Origin of the sequence: Kribbella sp. NPDC004536, from assembly GCF_042873835.1 — a bacterium.
Taxonomy (GTDB): domain Bacteria; phylum Actinomycetota; class Actinomycetes; order Propionibacteriales; family Kribbellaceae; genus Kribbella.
The window spans coordinates 1,679,797-1,697,039 of record NZ_JBIALY010000002.1 but is presented as its reverse complement, the minus strand read 5'-3'; the positions used below and the strand labels follow the sequence as shown (position 1 = coordinate 1,697,039).

At 70.3% G+C, this 17,243-nt stretch carries 15 protein-coding genes; 10 read left to right on the top strand and 5 right to left on the bottom strand.

The window, feature by feature from the left end:
• Nucleotides 1-79 precede the first annotated feature (79 nt).
• Nucleotides 80-526, top strand: a complete 447-nt coding sequence (locus tag ACFYRU_RS22915; protein WP_387662133.1) for an ester cyclase — start codon at nt 80-82, stop codon at nt 524-526.
• Here the strand turns inward: ACFYRU_RS22915 and ACFYRU_RS22910 are convergent.
• The 3 genes from ACFYRU_RS22910 to ACFYRU_RS22900 are packed head-to-tail and all read right to left on the bottom strand — an operon-like array spanning nt 523 to nt 2,949.
• Nucleotides 523-1,449: a heme A synthase gene (locus ACFYRU_RS22910; RefSeq protein WP_387662131.1), complete on the bottom strand. Its 927-nt coding sequence runs from the start codon at nt 1,447-1,449 to the stop codon at nt 523-525. The two genes, ACFYRU_RS22915 and ACFYRU_RS22910, sit on opposite strands and share 4 nt — an antisense overlap.
• A 19-nt stretch (nt 1,450-1,468) precedes the next feature.
• Complete coding sequence (locus tag ACFYRU_RS22905) at nt 1,469-2,245, bottom strand: ABC transporter permease (protein ID WP_387662129.1); 777 nt, start codon at nt 2,243-2,245, stop codon at nt 1,469-1,471.
• A complete protein-coding gene (locus tag ACFYRU_RS22900) occupies nt 2,242-2,949 on the bottom strand; it encodes an ABC transporter ATP-binding protein (RefSeq protein ID WP_387662935.1) in 708 nt (235 codons plus the stop codon). Before ACFYRU_RS22900 ends, ACFYRU_RS22905 begins: the two co-directional genes overlap by 4 nt.
• A gap of 129 nt (nt 2,950-3,078) precedes the next feature.
• On the opposite strand from ACFYRU_RS22900, the gene ACFYRU_RS22895 reads away from it, so the two are divergent.
• From ACFYRU_RS22895 to ACFYRU_RS22855, 9 genes are read left to right on the top strand one after another with little or no spacing between them, the layout of a single operon-like run.
• Nucleotides 3,079-3,804: a helix-turn-helix transcriptional regulator gene (locus tag ACFYRU_RS22895; RefSeq protein WP_387662127.1), complete on the top strand. Its 726-nt coding sequence runs from the start codon at nt 3,079-3,081 to the stop codon at nt 3,802-3,804.
• Nucleotides 3,801-5,213, top strand: coding sequence for a Fe-S cluster assembly protein SufB (gene sufB / locus ACFYRU_RS22890; RefSeq protein WP_387662125.1), 1,413 nt, complete (start codon nt 3,801-3,803; stop codon nt 5,211-5,213). The genes ACFYRU_RS22895 and sufB overlap by 4 nt, the downstream gene beginning before the upstream one ends.
• Nucleotides 5,213-6,415, top strand: coding sequence for a Fe-S cluster assembly protein SufD (gene sufD / locus ACFYRU_RS22885; RefSeq protein ID WP_387662123.1), 1,203 nt, complete (start codon nt 5,213-5,215; stop codon nt 6,413-6,415). The genes sufB and sufD overlap by 1 nt, the downstream gene beginning before the upstream one ends.
• Nucleotides 6,412-6,750: a non-heme iron oxygenase ferredoxin subunit gene (locus ACFYRU_RS22880; RefSeq protein WP_387662121.1), complete on the top strand. Its 339-nt coding sequence runs from the start codon at nt 6,412-6,414 to the stop codon at nt 6,748-6,750. Before sufD ends, ACFYRU_RS22880 begins: the two co-directional genes overlap by 4 nt.
• 24 nt (nt 6,751-6,774) lie before the next feature.
• A complete protein-coding gene (gene sufC, locus ACFYRU_RS22875) occupies nt 6,775-7,536 on the top strand; it encodes a Fe-S cluster assembly ATPase SufC (protein ID WP_387662119.1) in 762 nt (253 codons plus the stop codon).
• Nucleotides 7,533-8,789 carry a cysteine desulfurase gene (locus tag ACFYRU_RS22870; protein ID WP_387662118.1) on the top strand — a complete coding sequence of 419 codons (1,257 nt, stop codon included), beginning with the start codon at nt 7,533-7,535 and terminating at the stop codon, nt 8,787-8,789. The genes sufC and ACFYRU_RS22870 overlap by 4 nt, the downstream gene beginning before the upstream one ends.
• A gap of 1 nt (nt 8,790) precedes the next feature.
• Entirely contained in the window at nt 8,791-9,249 is a 459-nt protein-coding gene (gene sufU, locus ACFYRU_RS22865; protein WP_387662116.1) for a Fe-S cluster assembly sulfur transfer protein SufU, read from the top strand.
• Nucleotides 9,242-9,613 carry a metal-sulfur cluster assembly factor gene (locus ACFYRU_RS22860; protein ID WP_387662114.1) on the top strand — a complete coding sequence of 124 codons (372 nt, stop codon included), beginning with the start codon at nt 9,242-9,244 and terminating at the stop codon, nt 9,611-9,613. Before sufU ends, ACFYRU_RS22860 begins: the two co-directional genes overlap by 8 nt.
• On the top strand, nt 9,610-10,227 hold the full coding sequence (locus tag ACFYRU_RS22855; RefSeq protein ID WP_387662112.1) for an acVLRF1 family peptidyl-tRNA hydrolase: 618 nt from the start codon (nt 9,610-9,612) through the stop codon (nt 10,225-10,227). The genes ACFYRU_RS22860 and ACFYRU_RS22855 overlap by 4 nt, the downstream gene beginning before the upstream one ends.
• Here ACFYRU_RS22855 and ACFYRU_RS22850 read toward each other — a convergent pair.
• Together ACFYRU_RS22850 and ACFYRU_RS22845 are read right to left on the bottom strand one after the other, a co-directional pair.
• Complete coding sequence (locus ACFYRU_RS22850) at nt 10,215-10,715, bottom strand: hypothetical protein (protein WP_387662110.1); 501 nt, start codon at nt 10,713-10,715, stop codon at nt 10,215-10,217. The genes ACFYRU_RS22855 and ACFYRU_RS22850 overlap by 13 nt on opposite strands.
• A complete protein-coding gene (locus ACFYRU_RS22845) occupies nt 10,712-17,212 on the bottom strand; it encodes a hypothetical protein (RefSeq protein WP_387662108.1) in 6,501 nt (2,166 codons plus the stop codon). The genes ACFYRU_RS22850 and ACFYRU_RS22845 overlap by 4 nt, the downstream gene beginning before the upstream one ends.
• Nucleotides 17,213-17,243 lie beyond the last annotated feature (31 nt).

Sequence of the window (17,243 nt, the reverse complement as noted above, 5' to 3'; positions counted from 1 at the left end):
CGGCCGGGAAAGCGGGAGGTGAGGCTGGGTCTGTCGGTACCGGTGGTCGGTGCCGACAGACCCAGAGGTGGTGGCAGAGATGAACGCAGACATGCAGGACCAGCTCGAGCGGAACAAGGCCGTGATCAGGCGGTTCGTCGAGGAAGTCCAGAACGGGAAGGACTTCGACGCGTACGACGAACTGAACGCACCGGACTTCGTGAACCTGAGCAGCCCTCCGGGTGTCCCGCCGGACCGGGAAGGCGGGAAGGTGTTCCTGCAGGCGTTCGCGGCGGCGTACCCAGACGCGACATTCACCATCGACGAGATGATTGCCGAGGGCGATCAGGTCGTGACCAAGAAGACGATGTCGGGTACGAATACCGGGGACTTCGCCGGGGTTCCCGCGACCGGCAGGCGGGTCACGTTCCAGTACGTCGACATCATGCGGGTTCGGGACGGGCGGATCGTCCAGCACTGGAACGTCGTCGACCAGTTCAGCTGGCTGACCCAGCTGGGCGTGCTGCCAACCCCGTCGAGCGTCTAGGCCGAGGGGGTCCCGCGTTCGCCGTAGACGGCGGTGACGAGGGCGATCAGGAGGCCGGCGAGGAACATGTGGACGAGAACGACGCCCCACGGCAGGCCGGTGAAGTACTGCGTGAAGCCGACGGCGCCCTGCAGCAGCTCGATCGCCAGCAGCCAGGCGGCGAGCTTGCGCAACGTCCGCGACGTCGCGGTCACCCGGGTCGCGATCACCAGCGCGATGGTGATGCCGAGCAGGCCGAACACGACGTCGGCGTGCAGCTGGCTGACCAGCTCCGGGTCGAACCCGTTCCGGCCGGTCTCCGGATCGCCCGAGTGCGGACCGGCCCCGGTCACAATGGTGCCCAGGGCAACGGTCAGCCAGACCGCCACCACCGCTGCGGTCGCGAGCGCGCGGACCACCGGGGGAGTGTGCGGGTACGGGCTGGTGCGGGACCGGCGCATCATCGACACGGTCAGCGTGATGATCACCGGCGAGACCAGGAAGTGCGCCGACACGATCCACGGGTTCAGGCCGGTGAGCACGCTGATGCCACCGATCACGCCCTGCAGCGGCACCCCGAGCGCCGCCGCGGTCGCCAGCCGGCGCAGGTCCCGGCGGACCGGGCGGTAGCGCATCACGACCAGCCAGGTGATGATCGCGACGATCGCGACCACGAAGCCGAGCATCCGGTTCGTGAACTCGATCGCGCCGTGGTACCCGAGCGCAGCGTGCGGGACGTACGAGTCGTCGGTGCAGGACGGCCAGGTCGGGCAGCCGAGGCCCGAACCCGTCAGCCGGACCAGCCCGCCGGTCACCACGATGCCGATGTTCACCGCCACCGAGGCCCAGCCCCAGCGCCGCACCACGTCCAGGCTCGGCTCGGGGATCAGGCGCCAGAACCGGCTGACCGGCGCGCTCTCCTGGGGCGGGCTATCCGTGCTCATCACCGGCATACTCTAAAGCTCAGTCCCATTTGAACGTCCGGGAGACCAGGTATCCGAGGACTGCGGCCCACAGGGCCAGGGAGAGTGCAGCTGCCCACGGGATCACCCCGGTGACGGTCGAGTTCGAGATTCCGCTCGCCAAGGCGGCGCTCGGGAGCAGGCGTACGACGCTCTGCATGCCGGCCGGGTACTCGTCGACCGGGGTCATGATCGCGCCGCCTACCAGCAGGAGCAGGTAGAGGAGGTTGGCCGCGGCCAGGGTTGCTTCGGCTCGTAGTACGCCGGCCATCAGGAGGCCGAGGGAGGCGAACGCTGCGGTGCCGCAGAGGACGGTCAGGAGGACGCCTACGACGGCTGCGAATCCTCCGACTGGTTTCCAGCCGAGTGCGAACCCAGTACTGATCAGAACAGCGAGCTGGATTACCTGGACCAGGAGAACGGCGCCGATTTTGCCTGCGAGAAGGCCGGTTCTCGAGAGGGGCGAGGCGCCGAGGCGTTTGATGACGCCGTAGCGGCGTTCGAAGCCGGTGGCGATGGCGAGCGAGGTGAACGAGGAGGACAGGACCGCGAGCGCGAGGACGCGGGGGACCGCCTCGTCGATCGGGCGGCCGCTGCCGAGCGGGAGGCGGTCGCCGAGGCCGGTCGCGCCGAGCAGGAGGAGAACGCCCAGCGGGATGACCAGTGCCAGCAGCAACTGCTCACCGTTGCGGAGCAGGAGTTTGAACTCCATCCGGGTGTGCGCCAGCACCTTGCGCGACCAGGGCGCACTTCCCGGCTGCGGTGCGTAGGTGGTCATTTCTCGTGCCTAGGTGACGTGAGCTCGAGGAACACGTCCTCGAGGGACTTGGTGTGGTGTTCGGTCAGCGTGTCCGGTGAGCCGGACGCGATCACCTTGCCGGCCGCGACGACGTGTACCTGGTCGGACAGCTGTTCGGCCTCGTCCATGGCGTGCGTCGTCAGTACGACGGTGACGCCGTCGTCGCGCAGGTCGCGGATCAGCTGCCAGATCTCGCGCCGCCCGTGCGGGTCGAGCCCGGTGGTCGGCTCGTCCAGGAACGCGATCTCCGGCCGCCCGACGATCGCCAGCGCGAACGACAACCGCTGCTTCTGCCCGCCGGACAGCCGGCGGTACGGCGTCCGCCCGCAGCTGCCCAGGTCGAGCCGCTCCACGAGCGCTGGCACGTCCAGCGGATGGGTGTGCAGCGTCGCGACGTACCGCAACATCTCCACCGCCCGGACGCCGGACCAGGCGCCGCCCTCCTGCAGCATGACGCCGATCCTGGGCATCAGCTCGTCGTGGTCGGCGAGCGGGTCCAGGCCGAGCACCCGGACGCGGCCCGAGTCCGGGCGCCGGAAGCCCTCACAGGTCTCCACGGTCGTGGTCTTGCCGGCACCGTTGGGGCCGAGCACGGCCGTCACCGTGCCGGCGGTTACGGTGAGACTGAGACCGTCAACCGCGGACTTCTCGCCGTACCGCACGACGAGGTTGTCGATCTCCACCGCGACTGGCACGTACCGCAGCATAGAGAACGGGCCGGAGTGACCTCGCTCACGCCTCCCGCCTGAGCGCGCCGACCGGTTAGGCGAGCCTTATTTGAAGGCCCCGGGGAATTACGCGACACTGATGTTGTGAAAACTCCTGCGACTGGTTCGGCCGTGTCCCACGGCACCGCCGGTGCGCGGGACGAGTCCACCCGGGACCGGGTTGCCCGCTCGATCCTGACCAATGGCCCGTCCAGCGCCGCGGTGCTGGCGGAGCGGCTCGAACTCACCCCGGCGGCGGTCCGCCGGCACCTGGACCACCTGCTCGACGAGGGCCTGGTGGAATCCCGCGAGGAGCGTGTCTACGGCCCCCGTGGCCGCGGCCGCCCCGCCAAGGTGTTCGTGCTGACCGACTCCGGCCGGCACGCCTTCCACACCGCGTACGACGACCTCGCGACGACCGCGATGCGATTCATCGCCGAGGCCGGCGGTGACGACGCGGTGACGGAGTTCGCGCGCCGCCGGGTCGCCGAGGTGGAGGAGCGCTACCGGGACCTGCTCGCGCAGGCCCCGGAGGGCAAGAAGACGGAGGTGCTCGCGCAGGCCCTGACAGCCGACGGGTACGCCGCCTCGACGGCGGAGGCGGGCCACGGCGCCCAGCTCTGCCAGCACCACTGCCCGGTCGCGCACGTGGCCGAGCAGTTCCCCCAGCTGTGCGAGGCCGAGACCGAGGTGTTCTCGAGACTCCTCGGCAAGCACGTACAGCGCCTGGCCACCATCGCCCACGGCGACGGTGTGTGTACGACTCATATCCCGGGTGCGACCCCCGTTACCCCTGTAACCGACGGCGAATCTGCGAGGACTGCACGATGACGCAAACCGCTCACCCCGAACTGGAAGGCCTCGGCAACTACCAGTACGGCTGGTCCGACTCCGACGCCGCCGGCGCGGTCGCTCAGCGCGGCTTGAGCGAGGACGTGGTGAGAGGCATCTCCACCCTCAAGAACGAGCCGGAGTGGATGCTCGAGCTGCGTCTGAAGGGCCTGAAGCTCTTCGGCCGCAAGCCGATGCCGTCCTGGGGTGCCGACCTGTCCGGGATCGACTTCGACAACATCAAGTACTTCGTCCGGTCGACCGAGAAGCAGGCCACCTCGTGGGAGGAACTGCCGCCGGACATCAAGAACACCTACGACAAGCTCGGCATCCCGGAGGCGGAGAAGCAGCGCCTGGTCGCCGGTGTCGCCGCGCAGTACGAGTCCGAGGTCGTCTACCACCAGATCCGCGAGGACCTGGAGGAGCAGGGCGTCATCTTCCTGGACACCGACACCGGCCTGAAGGAGCACCCGGAGCTCTTCAAGGAGTACTTCGGCTCGGTGATCCCGGTCGGCGACAACAAGTTCGCCTCGCTGAACACCGCGGTCTGGTCCGGCGGCTCGTTCATCTACGTCCCCAAGGGCGTCAAGGTGGACATCCCGCTGCAGGCGTACTTCCGGATCAACACCGAGAACATGGGCCAGTTCGAGCGGACCCTGATCATCGTCGACGAGGGCGCGTACGTGCACTACGTCGAGGGCTGCACCGCGCCGATCTACAAGTCGGACTCGCTGCACTCCGCGGTCGTCGAGATCATCGTGAAGAAGGGCGCCCGCTGCCGCTACACGACGATCCAGAACTGGTCGAACAACGTCTACAACCTGGTCACCAAGCGCGCCACCTGCGAAGAGGGCGCGACGATGGAGTGGATCGACGGCAACATCGGCTCCAAGGTGACGATGAAGTACCCGGCCGTCTACCTGATGGGTGAGCACGCCAAGGGCGAGACGCTGTCGGTCGCGTTCGCGGGCGAGGGCCAGCACCAGGACGCCGGTTCGAAGATGGTGCACAACGCGCCGTACACCTCCAGCTCGATCGTCTCGAAGTCGGTGGCCCGCGGCGGCGGCCGGACGTCGTACCGCGGTCTGGTCGAGGTGGCGCCGGGTTCGCACCACAGCAAGTCCACGGTGCGCTGTGACGCGCTGCTGGTCGACACCATCAGCCGTTCGGACACCTACCCGTACGTCGACGTCCGCGAGGACGACGTGGCGATGGGGCACGAGGCGACCGTGTCCAAGGTCAGCGACGACCAGCTCTTCTACCTGATGAGCCGGGGCATGGCCGAGGACGAGGCGATGGCGATGATCGTCCGCGGCTTCATCGAGCCGATCGCCCGCGAGCTCCCGATGGAGTACGCGCTGGAACTGAACCGTTTGATCGAGCTGCAGATGGAAGGGGCCGTCGGCTGATGTCGTCAGCAGAAACCCTTGTTGCGACTGGCAACAAGGCGCACTCCCACGGGCCGGGCTCCCCGGTCCCGCTCCAGGCGCGCAGCGAGCGGCCGACGTCGTACGACGTGGCCGACTTCGCGGTGCCGACCGGGCGCGAGGAGGAGTGGCGCTTCACCCCGGTCAAGCAGCTGAAGGCCCTGTTCGACGACGCGGCCGGCACCGAGACCCCGAAGATCGACGCCTCCGGTCCGGAGGGTGTGGTGATCGAGACGGTCGCCGCGGACGCGCTGAAGGTCCTCACCCCGCAGGACCGGACCGCGGCCGTCGCCTGGACGCACGCCCCCGACGCGCTCGCGGTCCGGATCCCGGTCGAGGCCGAGCTGTCCGAGCCGGTGCACGTGAACGTCGCCAGCCTCGGCGCCCGCGGCTTCAGCCACCTGATCGTGGACGCCGGCCGGCACAGCAAGTCGATCGTGATCATCGACCACACCGGTGCCGGTGAGCTGAGCGGCAACGTCGAGATCAAGGTCGGCGACGGCGCCGACCTGCGGGTGGTGGCGATCCAGCAGGGCGACCACGAGTCGATCCACCTCGCGCAGCACGACGCGCTGGTCGGCCGCGACGCCCGCCTGCACCACGTCACGGTCACCCTCGGCGGCAAGGTCGTCCGGGTGAACACCAACGTCCGGTACGCCGGACCGGGCGGCGACGCCGAACTCGTCGGCGTGTACTTCGCCGAGTCCGGCCAGCACCACGAGCACCGGCTGTTCGTCGACCACGAGGCCACGCACTGCAAGAGCAACGTGCTCTACAAGGGCGCGCTGGCCGGCGACGACGCCCGCTCGGTGTGGATCGGCGACGTGCTGATCCGGGCCGCGGCCGAGGGCACCGACACCTTCGAGCTGAACCGGAACCTGGTGCTCACCGACGGCGCCCGCGCCGACTCGGTGCCGAACCTGGAGATCGAGACCGGTGAGATCGAGGGCGCCGGGCACGCGTCCGCGACCGGCCGGTTCGACGACGAGCAGCTGTTCTACCTGCAGGCGCGGGGCATCCCCGAGGACGCGGCGCGGCGCCTGGTCGTGTCCGGCTTCTTCAACGACATCATCGGCAAGATCGGTGTCCCCGAGGTCTCCGAGCACCTGCACGACGTGATCGAGGAGAAGCTCGCCCGGACCGCCGAGCTCAGCGAAGCAGCCAAGGCGGCCACCGGCCGATGAGCGACACATTCGAGCGCGCGTGCGCCGTCGCCGACGTCCCCGATGAGGGAGTGATCCCGGTCGAGGTCGGCGGTGTCGAGGTCGCGGTCGTGAAGAGCGAAGGCCAGTACTTCGCGGTCCGGGACGAGTGCTCGCACGCGCAGATCCAGCTGTCCGAGGGTGACGTCGGCGAGTGCGAGATCGAGTGCTGGCTGCACGGGTCGCGGTTCGACCTGCGCACCGGCGAGCCGACCAGCCTGCCCGCGTACGACCCGGTGCCGATCTACCCGGTCCGCCTCGACGGCGACGACGTCCTCGTGGACGTGAAGAACCCCCTGAACCAAGCAGCCCTGTAAACCAGACGGAGATAGAGAAACCTCATGGCGACACTCGAGATTCGCGACCTGCAGGTGTCGGTCGACACCGAGGCCGGCCCGAAGGAGATCCTGCGCGGCGTCAACCTGACCATCGCCGGTGGCCAGACGCACGCGATCATGGGCCCGAACGGCTCCGGCAAGTCCACCCTGGCGTACTCGATCGCCGGTCACCCGAAGTACAACATCACCGGCGGTACGGTCACGCTGGACGGCGAGGACGTGCTCGACATGAAGGTCGACGAGCGCGCCCGGGCCGGCCTGTTCCTGGCCATGCAGTACCCGGTCGAGGTGCCGGGCGTGTCGGTGGCGAACTTCCTGCGGACCGCGAAGACCGCGATCGACGGCGAGGCGCCGAAGCTGCGCACCTGGGTCAAGGACGTCAACACCGCGCTGGCCGAGCTGCAGATGGACCCCGAGTTCGCGCAGCGCAACGTCAACGAGGGCTTCTCCGGTGGTGAGAAGAAGCGCCACGAGATCGTCCAGTTGGAGCTGCTGAACCCGAAGATCGCGATCCTCGACGAGACCGACTCCGGCCTCGACATCGACGCGCTGAAGATCGTCTCCGAGGGCGTCAACCGGTACGCCTCGCAGGGCGACAAGGGTGTCCTGCTGATCACGCACTACACGCGGATCCTGCGCTACATCAAGCCGGACTTCGTCCATGTCTTCGTCGACGGCCGCGTCGCCGAGGAAGGCGGCCCGGAGCTCGCCGAGGAGCTGGAAGCCAACGGGTACGAGCGGTTCCTGAAGGCGGGCGCCAAGTGACCGACGCCCGGACCTTCAGCAGTCCGCTGGACCTGCAGTCGGTCCGGGCGGACTTCCCGATCCTGTCGCGCGAGCTGGCAGGCGGGTTCCCCCTGGTGTACCTGGATTCGGCGAACTCCTCGCAGAAGCCGCGTCAGGTCGTGCAGGCTCTCGAGGACCACTACCTCAAGCACAACGCGAACGTGGCCCGCGCCATGCACCAGCTCGGTGCCGAGGCCACGGCAGCGTACGAGGGTGGTCGCGACAAGGTGGCCGCGTTCATCGGTGCCCCGTCGCGGGACGAGATCGTGTTCACGAAGAACGCGTCGGAGGCGCTCAACCTGGCCGCGCACACGCTCGGTGCGTCGCTCAAGCCGGGCGATGTCGTGGTGGTCTCCGAGATGGAGCACCACAGCAACATCGTCCCGTGGCAGCTCGCGTGCGAGCGGACCGGTGCGACGCTGAAGTGGTTCGGCGTCACCGAGGACGGCCGGCTCGACCTCTCGAACATCGAGGAGCTGCTCACCGAGCAGACCAAGGTCGTCGCGCTGACCTGGGTGTCGAACGCGCTCGGCACGATCAACCCGATCAGCGACATCGCCGCCAAGGCGCACGCGGTCGGCGCGACCATGGTCGTCGACGCGTCCCAGGCGGTGCCGCAGTTCCCGGTCGACGTGTCCACGCTCGGCGCGGACCTGGTGGCCTTCACCGGCCACAAGGTGGTCGGCCCGACCGGGATCGGCGTGCTCTGGGGGCGGTACGACCTGCTCGCGTCGCTGCCGCCGTTCCTCGGTGGTGGCGAGATGATCGAGGTCGTCCGGATGACCGGTTCGACGTACGCAGCCCCGCCGGCCCGGTTCGAGGCCGGTACGCCGCCGATCGCGCAGGCGGTCGGGCTCGGTGCGGCCGTCGACTACCTGTCCGGTATCGGGATGGACAAGATCGCCGCGCACGAGCACGCGATCGTCGAGTACGCGCTCGAGGGGCTGAAGACCGTACCGGGTCTGAAGCTGCTCGGCCCGACCGACGCCAAGGACCACGGCGGCGCGATCAGCTTCGCGCTGGACGGCGTACACCCGCACGACGTGTCGACGGTGCTCGACACCCGGGGGATCGCGGTCCGGGCCGGGCACCACTGCGCGCGGCCGGTGCACGAGCGGTTCGGAATGCAGTCGTCGACCAGAGCGTCTTTCTACCTGTACACGACTCCCGAGGAGATCGACGCGCTCGTCGACGGGCTCGGGTTCGTCCGATCGTTCTTCAAGGTGGACTGATATGCAGCTCGACAGCCTGTACCAGGAGATCATCCTGGACCACTACCGCAGCCCGCACCACGCGGGTCTCGCGGAGCCGTACGACGTGGAGGTGCACCACGTGAACCCGTCCTGCGGGGACGAGGTCACGCTCCGGGTCGAGCTCGAGGGCGACACGGTGAAGGCCGTCACCCACGACAGTGTCGGCTGCTCGATCAGCCAGGCCGCGACGTCGGTGATGTCGGACCTGGTGATCGGCAAACCGGTGTCCGAGGGGATGGCGACGTACGAGAAGTTCCTCGAACTGATGCAGGGCCGCGGGAATGTCGAACCGGACGAAGAGGTTCTGGAGGACGGTGTGGCGTTCGCGGGCGTCGCGCAGTTCCCGGCCCGGGTGAAGTGTGCACTGCTGGGCTGGTCCGCGTGGCGTGATGCCACCGCACAGGCCCTCGCAGCCGACCAAGGAGTGAGCAATGGCTGACCAGACCGACGAGAAGATCGAGCTGCCCGAGGTCGACCTCGCGGCCGGCTCCGCCCCGGCGAAGGTCGAGGATGTCACCGAGGCACTGAAGGACGTGGTCGACCCCGAGCTCGGCATCAACGTCGTCGACCTCGGCCTGATCTACGGCATCACCGTCGACGACACCAGTACGGCGATCATCGACATGACGCTGACGTCCGCGGCCTGCCCGCTGACCGACGTGATCGAGGACCAGACCCGGATGGCACTCGACGGCCTGGTCAACGACTTCCGCATCAACTGGGTCTGGATGCCCCCCTGGGGCCCCGAAAAAATCACCGACGACGGCCGCGACCAACTCCGCGCCCTCGGCTTCAACGTGTGACGCGAACAGTTTCGGTGGCGGCGGGCCGACTGGACAGGTGGCTGGACGGCTTCGGTGAGCGGCACGGTGCGGTGCGGTACGACGTGACGCCGACGAGCGTCACGTTGTCCGGTGAGGACGGGGCGAGCGCCGTTGTTGCTGTGCCCTTCGGGTCCCTTGCGGAGCTTTCTCGTGAGGGGCTTGTTGCGCATGTGTTGCGGGAGCGGCGGTTGGGTGTGCTGCTGGTGCGGCGGGGTGGGTACGGGGCGGGAGTGTTTGCCGGGGGCAAGCTTCTTGACTCGAAGGTCGGGGCTCGGCATGTGCAGGGGACCACGAAGGCGGGTGGGTGGTCCCAGCAGCGGTACGCGCGACGGCGGGACAACCAGGCGCGGGAGGCGTTCGCGGCCGCGACCGAGGTGGCGGTGCGGATCCTGGCGCCTGCGAGGCTGGACGTGCTCGTGTGCGGGGGAGACCGGCGGGCCGTCGACACCGTGCTCGAGGACCCGCGGCTGCACGAGGTCGCGGCCTTGGTGCAGCCGCCGTTCCTCGGCGTACCCGACCCGAAGCAGAAGGTCCTGGAACAGGCCGCGGCCGACGCTTTAGCGATCCGGATCGACATCGATCAGCCCGAGTAGCTGTCCCGGATCAACAGCAGCCGCTCCAGCCGGAACCGTCCGGGGTCGAGCGCCCGTACGGCCCGGCCTGCTTCGGTCCAGAACGCCTCGTCCGGTACGGCGTCCGCGGCCGGCGGGACGAACTTCACGACTTCCTCGACCGCCTGCCGCGCAACGGTCATCGCCTCCAAGGCCTCGTCGCTCTGGTCGTCGACCGCGACCTGCCCGGCGATCCGGTCCGCGAACTCCAGCCACTGACCGGCGTCGATCAGCTCGGACGCCTCCGGTCCACCGAAGCCTTCGTACGGGTGTGACGGCCGCGAGAACAGAAACTCACGCAGCGCCCCGCAGCCCGCGCAGACCCCAGTACAGCTGAGCACTTCCGCGGTCTGTTGGTGCTGCCAATCAGTCTCGGTCGAGCCGCAGTCCGGGCACGGGCTGAGTTCGAGGTACAGCGCCGCTTCGGCGGCCGTACGGGCGATCGCGTACGGCGGGTCGTAGGCGCTCAATCGACCGCCAGCCCCTGCCCGGCGCCCGATGCGGTCGGGCGGTACATCGGACTGCCCTCGGTCCTCGCCTGCCGGATCCGCGAGTCGGTACCGGTGAGCGCCGACGCCGGGATGCCACGCTGTTGCAGCGCGTCGACGACCGTCGCGGTGAACCGCCCCGGCCCGTTCTGCGCGGCGAGCAGCTCGCGGAGATCGACGTTCCCCTCGGCCAGCAGCGCGAGCCGCGGATGCAGGGTCGCGAACGCCTTCGCGAACGCGTTGTCGCCGCGGCAGGTCAGCGTGCCGTCCGGCCCGGCGACGTACACCCGGCGGGTGCCGTCGGCCTCGCGGATCCGGAGCCGGACGTTCGTGCCGCTGCGCCGCGCCTGCTCGAGCGCACCGACCAGCGGCTGGTACGGGTGCTCCGCGTCGGCGGTGACGTCGCGCCGGACCGTCCGGACCCGCGCCGGTCGCGGCTGCCGGTCCGGGTCCCAGCCGGCCAGGGCGGACCGGCCGGCCTCCATCCGGGCCTGCATCGCCTCGAAGTCGTGCCGGAACATCGTCACGTACGCCTCGCCGGTCGCCGCGTTCCGCACCGACGCGGTGTGGTCCACGGTCGGACGCTGGTGCCGGTCGAGGCGTTGGCGCTCGAACTCGAGGTGGTACGCGACGCTCACCTTCACCGTCACGACCTCGCCGGACTCGTACACACCGGTCTCGTGCCGGACACCGACCGTACCGGTGTCCTGCTCGCCGACCTTCCGGCCTTCGGTCATGCTCGCGTTGACGGCCCCGCCGGGCGTGCTGCCGCCGACGGTGCCCGAGCCCGGCAGCAGCCGGTTGCTGTTGGCCGTCAGCTGGCTGACCAGCAATTCGCGGGTGTTCTCGCCGAGCTGGGTTCTGGCGAGTTCGTCGGGGTCCGAGATCAGTTCCAGGCCGTAAGCTTCCGCGCGGACCCGCACGAGTACGGCCCGGGACGGACGGCCGGGAACGGCGAGCGGGACGAGTTCGTGGCCGGACGGTCCGGCCATCTCCTGGAACGCGACCATCCGGTTGCTGCCGCCGAGCAGCGACTCGAGCGCGGCCCGATGCGTCCGGACGCCGGCGCCGCCGAGCAGATCGATCCGGCCGAGCCGTCGGTAGGCGGCGTCGAACAGCTGGTTCTCCGGTTCGGTGCCGTCCGGATGCGCGGTGGTGCCTTCGACCAGATAGTTGTCCGGCAGTCGCACCGAACGGTGGTCGGCGAGCTGCTCGCCGACCGCGGCCGGTTCGGAGTCGATGACCGAGGCCGGTACGGCCAGACTCATCCGGCCCGTCGACACGCGGCGCGTCGTCGGCCCGCCCGCCGGGTCGTCGACCTCGATCGTCACCTCGTAGTCGCGCTCGACCCGGGCCGTGGTGAGGGACAGGCCGGTGCTGATCCTGGTGTTGAGCCGACTGCTCGACGCGGTCGTCGACGCGCCGAGCTCCGCCCCGACGCTCCCGGTCAGCGACGCGCCGTCGGCGCGGGACAGGCCGAGCGAGCCGCCGAACGTCGTACCGCGGGTGACGCTGCGGTCCTGCTCCCGGATGTTCCACTGCTGGACGAGACCGAACCCGTTGCCGCTGTGCCCGGTCGTACCACCGGCCTCGGCGGTCACCGGGCCGACGAAGCGCACCCGGACCCGGACCCGGACGTCGCGGGCACCCGAACGGTCGCCGACCGGGAGCTCGCGCACGAAGCCGAGCGGGTCGAGCATGTCGTCCAGTTGGTTGCGCCAACGAGTGCCGGACAGGTCACCGCGCAGCGCGCTGATCAGTACCGGGTCGGTGAGCAGATCCGGATCGTGCTCGCCGACCGCCGCGCACACCTCGCGGAACATGTCGGTGTCGTTGCCGGCCTGATCCTGCAGTGCGGACCGATCGACCTGCGCCGCGCCCATCAGGTGCTGGTAGTGCCGCGGTAGGCGGATGTCGACCCGCTGCTTGGCCAGCATCTCGGCCGAGGCGAGTACGGCGTCCAGCTGGTCGTCCGGGTTCCGCTGGATGCCGGTGATGTCGCGGAGCAGGTCGGCGAGCCGCTCGTCGGTGTGTCCGGGGGTCAGCCCGTCGACGACGCCGGCCTTCTCGTCCCGGTAGCGCTGCAACAGCGCGATCGACGTACGGCGGGAGAGGTCGAGGTTCCCGTTCAGCAGGCGTTCGACGGCGTCCGAGACCTGGTGCAGCGGTAGCTCCAGCTGGCGTCGCCCGTACATCCGCAGCGCCTCGCTCTCGGGGAGCGTGAGGACGAAGGCGCCGGACTCGAGCGGGATCGCCCGCGGTTCGGCGCCCTCGGCCCGCAGCTGCGCCTCGAACACGAGATCGCCGAGGAACTGGTAGTGCTGGCCGTCGCGCATCAGCGTCCGCTCGACGGCGGTGCTGGCCGACTGCGACGCGGAGGACGAGACCGAGGTCGACCGGGTACCGCCTGCTGTCCCGCCGATCGACGAGCCGTCGGCCGACACCGATCCGGCGCCACCGCTCGCGCCCGCGGTCGTACCGGTCGACACCGCGGACGTGTTGCTGGTGCCCGCGAGGGTAAGGTTCAGTTCGGCCAGGATCGGGCGGCCGGCACCGACGAACTTCAGGTTCTCGGCGCGCGTGCTGACGGTGAGCGCCGTCCGCCGGGGCGCGAGCCTGAGGTGCCGCATCGCGTCGAGTGGATCCGACGGTCCCGGGCCGATCGCCAGGCCGGTGCTGTACTCGGTGGTGAGCAGCTCCGGCCGCGCGATCAGGTTCCGCGGCGCGAGGAACGCGCTGAGGTGGTGCAGCGCGGAGCTGTCCCCGTGCCCGAGCTCGGGGACCGCGGCGACCAGCTGCTTGACCGGGTCCCGCGCGTCGACGTGCTGAATGGTTGCCGTGTGCAACAGAGTCGGGTCGACCCGGCCCGCCACGGACAGCGTCGCCTCGTCGGTGCTGTTGCAGAACTCGCTGTCCATCCAGATCTCGGCGGAGCCCTCGGACGAGACCACCTCGACCTCGGTCCCGTCGGCGGTGATCTCGCTGATCGTGATCGTGTGCGGCACCTCGAACACCGCGACCTGGGCGCTCGACTCGGACACGGTCATCCGGTAGGCGCTGCGGCTCGACGACCAACCGGCGTACCGGCCCAGCGAGGTCCGGCCGAAGAACGCCCCGAGCTGCGGAGCGAATCCGGACCGGCCTTCGGCGGGTGCGTCGGTGAGGCCGAGCCGGGCCGACCACGGCAGGCTCCGGGACCGGCCACCGGTGCGTCCCGACGAACTGACGCCGATGTCGACGTTGACGACCATGTCGTCGCCGGCCAGACCGATCGGGCGGGCGCGGTCGAAGTGCTGCTGGATCGAGATCCGGTACGACCGGACCCGCGGTTCCTCGCCGGTGCGGTGTTCGGTCATCCGGAAGGTCAGGCCGTCCTGCGCCGCGTGGTCGTAGCCGGTCTCGAGCCGTCGGCGGGCGAGCTGCTGGACGGCGTGCTCCCAGTTCTCGGAGCGGCTGAGCTGGACGGCCTCGTCCAGGCCGGTGAGCCCGGCCGGTTCCGGGACCCCGTTCGGACCCAGCGGCGGGATCATCGACTGCTGCGTCAGGTGTTCGAGGAAGCCCTCGCGTACTTCGTCGGCGCCGGTCAGGTTGCGGATCATCGCCGGGCCGGCGCCGCGGAGCCGGCCGGGGCCGTCGCCGAGCCAACCGGGCAACCGCAGGGTGGTCGCGGTGGGCTCCGCGTCGCCGCGGAGCAGCAGCCGGCCGTCCGTACCGTGCCTGGGTTTGCCTTCGGCGTCGCGGAGGATCGCTGCGGCCGGTACGGGAAGGCCGTACCGGAACGCGTCGCGCTCGGCCATCCGCAGGTACGCGTCGCCCTCGCAGGTCGCGCTGAACGACTCCGCGCGGTCCAGGCGATGCACGGTGACCTTGTGCCGCAGCCGGAGCTTCACGCCGACCGTCGGTGCTACTCGTTGGGTGCTCCAACGACTGCCGAGGTCGGCGGTCGACGCGGCGTCGTCGCGGCCCGTACTGCGTCCGGCGCGCAGCCCCGGTGCCACGTCGACGCCGGTCGGGCCGACGTCCGCGAGTGCGGATCCGCCGTACGTCGCCGAGACACCGACCGTCCTGGACGAACCGAACGACTGGCCGCCGGACGCACCGGAGTTGCCGACGCGCCAGAACTCGAGCTTGTGGTCGGGGGAGCTGTCGCTGACGAGCTCGGCGGACTCGAGGTCGGCGACGGTCTCCAGCTGCGCCCAGGCGACCGGGCGGCCGCCGTCGGTGATCAGCCGCCACAGACCGCCGGGGCGGGTGGTCTCGTCCAGCCGGGTCATCGCGTCCTCGGCGACCAGGCTGCGGACGCGGTCATGGCCGACGCGGTCGAGCGTGCCGCGCCGCCGGGTGAGCTCGGCGACGGTCCGGTCGCACAGGGCGTTGAGGCCGTCGACGCGGGTCGCCATGTGCTCGGGCATCGCGGTAATGCGTTCCGCGTCCAGACCGAGGCTGGTGAGGTCGATCTGCTCGTCCGGCGGCGGCACCGTGTACGTGTGGATGAACCCGAGGTCGAGGGTGGGGGAGTCGTTGTCGGCTCCGGAGCTCACGGTCCGGGCCGTCGACCAGTCGCCGGTCGCCGAGGTACGGATCCGCCAGCTCCACTGCGGGCGGGTGGCGCGGTAGCGGAGGAACTCGCCGCGGAGCGCCTCGACGGCGCCGGTCTGGGCGAACTCGGTCGCCCCGCCACTGACCGAGTACGTCCGGCCGTAGTCGAACTCGGCACCGGGGGAGATCAGCTGGGCGAGCGCCCTGACCTTGCTCGTCGGCGGCAGCGCGGTCGTCAGCGAACGCAGACTCGCGCCGATGGTCCTCCCGGAGCTGTGTGTCGCATCCGTCGTGACGCCGAAGCCTGCCTGCACCACTTGCCCGACCTGCGCCTCGTCGATCCCGATCGGGCTGTTCAGCACCTCGTGCAGCTCACCCGGTTCGAGCTTCAGGTGCAGCTGCACCAGCTCGCCGGCCTCCGCGCGCGGGTCGTTCCCGACCGTCAGCAGGAACCCGTCGGGCGACAGGATCCGCCGGCTCTCGCCCCGCAACGTCCGGTGCAGGACGTCCGGCGTGAACCGGTACGGCGACTTGCTGGCCTCCAGCGCATCGTTGAGCTCCTGGCAGAGCGTTGTCAGGTGCGGCAACCGCCCCGACGGCAGGCCGTTGTGCTGCAGGTCGACGGCCGGCAACGTGGCCGCAGTAGCGCGTTGGTACGCCTGCACATGCTGGACCGCCACTCGCGCCGCGTCGACGGAGGTATCGGTGAGGAGTGTTTCGTGGGCGGCAGCGGCGCCCCGGGCCTCGGTGGCCGCTCTGGTGCAGGCGGCTGCGATCGCGGTGTGCCGGTCGGCGATGCGCAGCGTGGCCACTGCCCGGTTGCGCAGCCGACGAGCGCGCTCGCCGGCGGACGAGTCGGCCGCCGCGGCCTGCTGGTCGGCCTGTTCGAAGAGGTCGGCGGCACGTTCGCTGGCGTCCTGGGCGCTGAGGGTGCGGGCCTCGGCACGCTGGTCGTGCTGTGCGGCGACGTACTCGAGCTCCGTGATCTGCCGTCGTACGCGCGCCTCGAACCGCTGCTCCGGCGACACGACCGGCGGGCGCTCCCGCTCCGGTGCGACCACCTGCAACGCGGCCCTCGGGTGCGCCGGCAGCGGGTGCGCACCACGGGCGAGGGCTCGCGTCACGTTCTTCAGGTCGGTCTCGATGTCGTCGAGGTCCCGTACCCCGAGTCCGTCCCGGGTCTCCCACCACTCCTGGCTGAGCTGCTGGTACTCCGCGTACTGCGCCGCTGCGGCCCGATCGAGCGCCTCCAGATCGGCCCGGACTCCCGCGCGCACGGCCTGTACGTACTCCCTGAACCGCCGGAACGGCCGTCCGAGCCGGCTGGTGCGTTCCGCGGCATGCGCGCGGCGGTGGGTGCCACCAACGGCCGGACGAGGGCGGCCTGGGGCGCGCAGCGTCGGGATCGTGGTGTGCGGTCTCGCGAGTTGTTCGGCGTCGCGGGCCAGCGTCTGGGCCGCCGTGACGAGGTGTGCGGCCGGTGGGCGTTCGCCGGGGCGACGGGTCCGCGCCGTCGTCAGACGGCGCAGGTCGGCGTCGCTCGCCAGCGGGTTGCCGTCCAGGAGGTCCTGGAGCAGCGCCTCGGTCTCGGCCTGCTGGGTGGCGGGCAGGGACGGGAGGTCCAGCAGCGAGTCCAGCGCGGCGGTGGCGCCGTCGGCGGGGGAGCCGCCCCGGTTGCGGTCCAGTTCGGCGCCGGCGAACGCGACCGCCTCCGCGAGTAGCCGGTCGTCGGTGACGTCGGTGGCCGCGCGCCGGGCCAGCCGGCGTTCCAGTTGGCGCAGCGCCCGGGCGGGCAGCCGGGTGTCAGCGACCCGCAGCTTGCCGTTGCGGAGGGCAACTGCTTCCGGCGCCACGATGCCGAACGCCGCGCCGAGTACGCGGCGCGCCCGGGCCCGCGCGAGTACCCGTGAAGCGTCGTCGGTGGTGGCCGCAGTCGTCAATCCAGCTCTCCCCGTTCAGGACCCGGTACCG